Origin of the sequence: Enterovibrio paralichthyis, from assembly GCF_019209835.1 — a bacterium.
GTDB classification, from domain to species: Bacteria; Pseudomonadota; Gammaproteobacteria; order Enterobacterales; family Vibrionaceae; genus Enterovibrio; species Enterovibrio paralichthyis.
In genome coordinates, this window is record NZ_JAHUTS010000001.1 from 485955 (window position 1) to 493233 (window position 7279).

Here is a 7279-nt window from a genome sequence, read left to right on the forward strand (position 1 = left end):
AAGCGTGTGGAGAGCACGAAATAAACAAAGAGTCAGATATACAAAGGATTTCTCCCTTAACCTTAACTAGCATTATAGATAACTGATATCAAAGAGGTTAATTCTATGATGAAGCCCTACTTCAAACTCTTCGAGCTAGATTACATAGAGCCAGCCACTATGTTTATCAGTAAACAGCCGCCTTATGTGGCGAGCGTAAAGGGCTATTCCGTAGTGAAAGAAGTCGACGATGGCAGTCGTGAAGGTCTGATGGACGTCGCTAAATCGATATTTGGCTGTGACTTTGTGCATTTAAGAAAACACGACAAAACCTACGATGAGTTTTACACCCTGTATGTCGAACCTTTTTGGCGAAATGCCGATGCAGCCAGCTGCCAAACTGAAGATGTGAAATTTATCAGAAAAAGCGATGGACGCACTTTCCCCGGATTGGTCATCGTTAAAGCGCCGCAATATCAAGGGATCAGCTCCAGCACTTTTCACAGTTACGCCGACCTGCTAAACAGCCGCGCTCATAACCCCATTGAAGACCCACATTTCTTCGCTGCCTGCATCAATGGTTGGTGGTGCGGGGTTTTAGTTGAGAAAAACGGCGACGAATGGCGTTCAATTGGTTACACCCATGAACTTCGTGAAGATTTTGTATGGATTGCCTAAACCCGAAGGGTCGACAGGAAACTTACGGATTCAAGGTATCCGCAATCTCCTGCAAGACTGGCAAAACAGACAACACAAGTAGGCCAGCCATGGCGTAATTAAACCAACGTCGGCTCTCGTGGCTATTAAGCACACGCCTGAGAACAGAACCAAAGACCAGCCAGACACCGACGCAAGGAAAAGACACCACAAAGAAGGTCATCGCAATCATCAGATTCTGGCCGAGGAATGACTCTCCTGAAGACGTAAACGCGGCGATGGCGCCCGTTGCCACAACCCACGCCTTGGCATTCACCCACTGAAACAGCGCGCCATTCATAAACGAAAGCGGGTTAGATTGCTCATTGGTGCCAACCCCACCTTCCGATCTGGCTATCTTAACTGCCAGATAAAGCAAGTAAGCGACACCCACACATTTAATGATGAAATGTAGCGGCGGGAACCATTCGAACAAAGCTGAAAGGCCAATCCCGACCAGAAGCAACATTACGGTAAAACCGATGCAGATCCCCACCAGCAAAGGCAGACTTTTTTTCACACCAAAATTGAGACCCGAGGTCATCACCATGATGTTGTTTGGCCCTGGCGTCACTGACGAAGAAATCGCAAAAAGCGCAACAGCAAACAAATGTTCCATCACTCTTCCAAAATGTGCTTCCTAAAAAGGATATATGGGGAAAGAATTACTCACTCTCAAGTTCACACGCAAAAAAATATTCGAGGAGCATTAACAGTCTCATGCATTGCATGAAAATATTACTCATCGCTAATTTAACCAAGTCTAAAAATAATACCTCTTTGACATTATTTGCTTACATGAAAATATATTCGCCACCCCTTAACTCTATACTCAATAAGTTTCATAACAACAACGAACGCATATCTACTCCGACCACCACAATTAAATTTCTTTCCCTCCCTTTACTTATTGATAGTAATCATATCGAAGTTTATACTCGGTTGTTGAATTCAAATGGCATTGAATTTTTCATATCAGGTTTGATAAACGTTTAGGAAGAACACTGTGTCACAACCCAACACACACAAGGGAATATCGGCAATACATCCGACCTGCACGGATGTATCCAATCGCCAATCCCTCGTGGGCAGCATCTGCCTTTCTATCGTGTTGATGGCACTCAGCTTTGTCTTCCTCTCTTATGATGTATTTTTCGATGCTATTGAAATTGAAACCCTTGTTGGACAAAGCCTCAGCCACGCCAGCGACTTCCTGTTTGCCAGCCAAGCCTTAACCCAATCTGAACTACCCTTAGTGCTGGTTTTAAGTTTTTGTGCTTTATTGCTTCACTTTTTCCTGTTCAGGTTAGCCAGGGTTACCCAAAACAAAACCCCTATTAAATATCCGGCATTAAGCCTCGATCAGCCAATACAATCAGCCCACGGCTGTCGCGCTCCGCCCCTCTTTATTTGCTGATTGCACATTTTATTTCGGAAGATTTTTAGCGCCTGAAATTCATAACCCAGTTATGCATTCAGCCTATTTCTCACCAAAAGCAATCAGCCAATCCAAATAAATCCAGCTTGAGTGTTTTACTTCGCCATCAATATTCTGGCGTTGCGAATGCTGCTGGGAAAAATTGGCAATTAAACGACACAGCATGCCGTTTATTCCAATTCGCGCCACATCGTGGTTAGGATTAACCCATCAGTTACAGGGTAGTATCTTGTTATTCAGAAAACTAACAACGCATGCCTTGATCTTTTTCACTCTAGGACTCAGCGGTTGTAGCGGCGGAGTGCTTGATCCAAAAGGACAAATAGGCATTGACGAAAAATATCTCATCATTATTTCAACCATTCTGATGTTGCTGGTTGTTATTCCGGTGATAGTCATGACCTTGTATTTCTCATGGAAATACAGAGACAGCCGAACCCAGGAAATCTATGCACCGAAATGGGCGCACTCGACCAAAATTGAAGCCACGGTCTGGGCGATTCCTATCATTATCGTCGTGATTTTGGGCGCTATCACCTGGCGCTCCACCCACGAACTGGATCCTTACAAACCCATTGAAGGGAAAGGAAAGCCGCTGACGGTTGAAGTGGTCTCCCTTAACTGGAAGTGGCTGTTTATCTACCCAGAACAGGGCATTGCAACGGTAAACAAACTGGTGTTCCCTACCGACGTTCCGGTTGAGTTCAAAATCACCTCGGAAAGCACCATGAATTCCTTCTTTATTCCACAGCTCGGAAGCCAAATCTATTCCATGGCGGGCATGACAACACAGCTCCACCTCATTGCCAATGAGCCAGGTACGTTTGAAGGATTCTCCGCAAACTACAGTGGTTCAGGGTTCAGCGGCATGAAGTTTGATGCAGTCGCCACCACTACCCGCGACGAGTTCGATACCTGGGTCAGCAAGGTGAAATCTTCCGGTTCTCCGCTGACGCAATCCGACTATGTTGAACTCGCCAAACCCAGCGAATTTCATCCTGTTGAGTACTTTCGCTCCGTCGACCAAGGCCTGTTTGACAGCATTGTCATGAAGTACGGGAAAGACCACGGAAAGATGGCCTATTCCCACCAGGCCATGCATTCAGCCCATAAAGAAAGTGAAGCCGAGGAGTCACTATGAACTTGCTAGGAAAGCTGTCTCTCGACGCCATTCCTTATCATGAGCCGATTATCATGATCACTTTGGCAGTCGTGGCGGTTGCTGCGCTGCTGCTTGTTGTTTTTATCACCAAGAACAAATTTTGGGGCACCTTGTGGAGTGACTGGATCACCTCTGTCGATCACAAGCGCCTCGGCGTAATGTATATCACCCTCGCACTCGTCATGCTGGTGCGCGGGTTTGCCGATGCCATCATGATGCGAACCCAGCTCGCTATGGCCACCAGCGGCGATCCGGGATATTTGCCGCCTGAGCACTACGACCAGATATTCACCGCCCACGGGGTCATCATGATCATCTTTATGGCTATGCCATTCATGATTGGCCTGATGAACATCGTGTTGCCATTGCAAATTGGCGCACGTGATGTGGCGTTTCCATTCCTGAATAATCTGAGCTTCTGGCTGACTGCCGGCGGTGCGGTGCTGATAAACCTCTCATTGGGTTTGGGTGAGTTCGCGAAAACCGGCTGGGTTGCCTATCCGCCACTTTCTGAGCTTTCCTTCAGCCCCAGCACGGGGGTGGACTATTACATCTGGGCGCTTCAGATATCGGGCTTGGGTACCCTGCTCACGGCGGTTAACTTTCTGGTGACGGTGTTTAAAATGCGCGCGCCGGGCATGACGCTGATGAAGATGCCTATCTTCACCTGGACATGCACATGGGCCAATATCCTGATTGCAGCGTCGTTCCCTATCCTCACTGCCGTGCTCGCGATGTTGACGCTCGACCGTTACCTGGGTTTCCACTTCTTCACCAATGAAGCCGGTGGTAATGCAATGATGTATATCAACCTCTTCTGGGCGTGGGGACACCCCGAGGTGTACATCCTGATCTTGCCTGCCTTTGGGATTTTCTCTGAAGTGATTTCAACCTTCACCGGCAAGCGCCTGTTTGGCTATAAATCCATGGTTTATGCCAGTGGTGCTATCTCCATCCTTGGCTTTATTGTGTGGCTGCACCACTTCTTCACCATGGGCTCAAGCGCCAATGTGAATGCCTTCTTTGGTGTCATGACCATGGTGATCGCCGTGCCAACCGGGGTAAAACTGTTCAACTGGCTGTTTACCATCTATCGCGGCAGGCTGCGCCTTACCACGCCGGTTCTCTGGACGCTCGGCTTTATGGTCACCTTCACCGTCGGTGGCATGACTGGCGTATTGCTGGCGATTCCCGGTGCAGACTATGTGCTGCATAACAGCCTGTTCCTTATCGCCCACTTCCATAACACCATTATCGGCGGCGCCGTGTTTGGCTATCTTGCCGGTTTCACCTATTGGTTCCCGAAAGCCATGGGTTACAGACTGGATGAGCGCTGGGGCAAGGTTTCATTCTGGTGCTGGCTGGTTGGCTTCTTTGTCGCCTTTATGCCGCTCTATGTCCTTGGCTTCCTAGGCATGACCCGCCGCCTGAACCATACCGATAATCCAGACTGGAACATCTGGCTTTATATCGCCTTTATCGGTGCCGTTATCATCATGTTCGGTGTGATTTCGCAGGTTATCCAACTTGTTGTGAGCTTCAAAAACCGCGAGCGACTGAAAGACACCACTGGAGACCCATGGAATGGCCATACCCTGGAATGGTCAACGGCGTCGCCACCGCAATACTACAACTTCGCCAAAACTCCGGTGGTAACAGACATTGATGCATGGACAGATGCCAAAGAGAAAGGACTGGCCTACCAGGCACAAACTTCCTACGCACCGATCCACATGCCGAAAAACACATCGGCGGGCGTCTTTATGAGCGCCGCACTCACCACCTTTTGCTTTGCCATGATCTGGCACATCTGGTGGCTGGCGATATTCGGCCTGCTGGGCGCGGTGACCGTGTTTATCAAGCGCTGTTACACGTCTGATGTGGACTATTACGTGCTCAATGACGAAATCAGCCAGATTGAGTCCACCCACCTGAACCATGCAACCGCGGAGGGACGCCCGTGAGTATCACCCATTCGGCAGCACTGGACGCACACAGTGCCGATGCCGCGCATCACGAAGAGCACCATGACACGGGCAGCAACAATGTGTTTGGCTTCTGGCTTTACCTGATGACCGACTGCCTGTTGTTTGCCTCTTTCTTTGCCACTTACGCCGTGTTGTATATGAACACAGCTGGTGGCGTGTCAGGCAAAGACATCTTTGACCTGAACTTTGTGGCGGTTGAAACCGCCGCCCTGCTCCTTAGCAGCATCACGTTTGGCTTCGCCATGATTGCAGCGAACAGGCAGAACAAGCTGACAACCCTGCGTTGGCTGTTTGTCACCTTCCTGTTGGGAGCAACGTTTATCGGGATGGAAATCTACGAATTCCACCACCTGATCAGCAATGGTGAAGGCCCTCAGGAAAGTGCCTTCCTGACATCCTTCTTCTCGCTGGTCGGTTTGCATGGCCTGCACGTAACAGCCGGACTTATCTGGATGGCTGTGATGATGGGCGAAGTCTCGTTCCGCGGATTGCCTAAGCAGACCGTCACCCGGCTGAGCTGTCTCAGCCTGTTCTGGCACTTTCTGGATATTGTCTGGATCTGTGTATTTACCGTGGTTTACCTGATGGGGGCGCTATAAATGAGCAGCAATGAATCGCAATCTCTTGAACTCGAACTTCAGGAACAAGGCGACCATAGCCAAACCGGCACACGGGATTACCTTATTGGGTTTGTCCTGTCGGTCATTCTCACCGCAATACCGTTCTGGCTGGTTTCTACGGGCTTGCTGACAAAACCCACCACGGTGGCCACTATCGTCACTATGGCTATCATCCAGATCTGGGTGCACCTGAAATACTTCCTGCACCTGAACTTCGTGACGGAGGAAGGCAAAGCCAACAGCTTATCTTTCCTGTTCAGCGCATTGATTATCGTGATGGTAGTGGGTCTGTCTGTTTGGATTATCTACGAGTCCAACGCCATGATGATGCACTGAGCAAGGGAAAGAATCATATGTTCCGCCGTTATCTTAAGGTAACCAAACCCGGCATTATCATGGGAAACCTGATTGCCACTGCCGGGGGATTCCTGCTGGCCTCCAGGGGTCAGATTGACCCTACGCTGATGTTGGCGACGCTGACCGGGCTGTCACTGGTGGTTGCGTCAGGGTGCGCCTTCAACAACGTGATAGACAGGGATATCGACGCAAAGATGGCGCGGACGAAAAGCCGTGTCACCGTCACAGGGGAAATGTCACCACTGGCTGCCCTCACCCATGGCGTTGCGCTGGCTATTCTTGGCTTTGGCATTCTGGCCTGGTTTACCAATTCACTGGCGCTGGGTTTTTCTGCCTTCGGTTTTGTGATTTATGTTGGGGTGTACAGCCTCTACATGAAGCGCCATTCCGTGTTTGGCACCCTTGTCGGCAGCCTTTCCGGAGCAGTTCCACCTGTGGTTGGCTATTGCGCTGTCAGCGACCAGTTTGACTCCGGTGCTGCTATCCTGCTGATCATGTTCTGCCTGTGGCAAATGCCTCATTCCTACGCCATTGCTATCTTCCGCTATCAGGACTACAAAAACGCCGGTATTCCGGTGTTGCCTGTGGCGCAGGGCATTGATTCCGCAAAACGGCAGATCGTGGTTTACATCGCGCTCTACACTCTGGTTGTGCTGCTGTTGCCAATCAATGGCTATACGGGATTAGCGTTTATGGCGGTAGCTTGCAGCACCGGGTTTTGGTGGTTGTTAATGGCACTGCGGGGGTACAAGCGCGGGGTGGATATGACGCGCTGGGCAAGGCAGGTATTCGCGTTTTCCATTGTCAGTATCACCGCGATCAGCATTGCAATGGCCGTGGATTATCACACCGCAATCTCGCCCCTGACGCTGTGAAGCCCTCATACCGGCTAACGAAAAAGGCCCGGAAGGGTAATGCCAGTCAGTTAAGCTGACTGGCTTTCTTTTTATTGGGGTATTTCTTTGCCTTAGGCTTCACGGCTCTCGGGTATATTCGATCTTCTCGCTTAATGGGCAACACATGATGTATCGCCTCCTCC

The 7279-nt window shown here is 49.7% G+C and carries 9 protein-coding genes; 7 read left to right on the forward strand and 2 right to left on the reverse strand.

The window, feature by feature from the left end; genetic code table 11:
• The first annotated feature begins 105 nt into the window (after positions 1–105).
• Complete coding sequence (locus tag KU854_RS02275) at positions 106–657, forward strand: hypothetical protein (protein ID WP_218356853.1); 552 nt, start codon at positions 106–108, stop codon at positions 655–657.
• A gap of 22 nt (positions 658–679) precedes the next feature.
• Here KU854_RS02275 and KU854_RS02280 read toward each other — a convergent pair whose 3' ends face one another.
• Entirely contained in the window at positions 680–1294 is a 615-nt protein-coding gene (locus KU854_RS02280; RefSeq protein ID WP_218356854.1) for a LysE family translocator, read from the reverse strand.
• A 387-nt stretch (positions 1295–1681) separates the two neighbouring features.
• Here KU854_RS02280 and KU854_RS02285 point away from each other — a divergent pair, with 387 nt between their 5' ends.
• Complete coding sequence (locus KU854_RS02285) at positions 1682–2092, forward strand: hypothetical protein (RefSeq protein ID WP_218356855.1); 411 nt, start codon at positions 1682–1684, stop codon at positions 2090–2092.
• A gap of 63 nt (positions 2093–2155) precedes the next feature.
• On the opposite strand, the gene KU854_RS24735 is transcribed toward KU854_RS02285, so the two are convergent.
• Positions 2156–2278: a hypothetical protein gene (locus KU854_RS24735; RefSeq protein WP_255555338.1), complete on the reverse strand. Its 123-nt coding sequence runs from the start codon at positions 2276–2278 to the stop codon at positions 2156–2158.
• A gap of 97 nt (positions 2279–2375) precedes the next feature.
• Here KU854_RS24735 and cyoA point away from each other — a divergent pair, with 97 nt between their 5' ends.
• From cyoA to cyoE, 5 genes are read left to right on the forward strand one after another with little or no spacing between them, the layout of a single operon-like run.
• Positions 2376–3254, forward strand: a complete 879-nt coding sequence (gene cyoA / locus KU854_RS02290) for a ubiquinol oxidase subunit II (protein ID WP_336245221.1) — start codon at positions 2376–2378, stop codon at positions 3252–3254.
• Between the two features lie 2 nt (positions 3255–3256).
• Positions 3257–5239, forward strand: a complete 1983-nt coding sequence (cyoB, locus tag KU854_RS02295; RefSeq protein ID WP_218356881.1) for a cytochrome o ubiquinol oxidase subunit I — start codon at positions 3257–3259, stop codon at positions 5237–5239.
• A gap of 2 nt (positions 5240–5241) precedes the next feature.
• On the forward strand, positions 5242–5862 hold the full coding sequence (gene cyoC, locus KU854_RS02300; RefSeq protein WP_418885831.1) for a cytochrome o ubiquinol oxidase subunit III: 621 nt from the start codon (positions 5242–5244) through the stop codon (positions 5860–5862).
• Positions 5863–6219 (forward strand): cytochrome o ubiquinol oxidase subunit IV, encoded by a 357-nt coding sequence (cyoD, locus tag KU854_RS02305; protein ID WP_218356857.1) that lies wholly within the window; start codon positions 5863–5865, stop codon positions 6217–6219.
• 17 nt (positions 6220–6236) lie between these two features.
• Positions 6237–7115, forward strand: a complete 879-nt coding sequence (gene cyoE, locus KU854_RS02310; RefSeq protein ID WP_218356858.1) for a heme o synthase — start codon at positions 6237–6239, stop codon at positions 7113–7115.
• Positions 7116–7279: the final 164 nt, after the last annotated feature.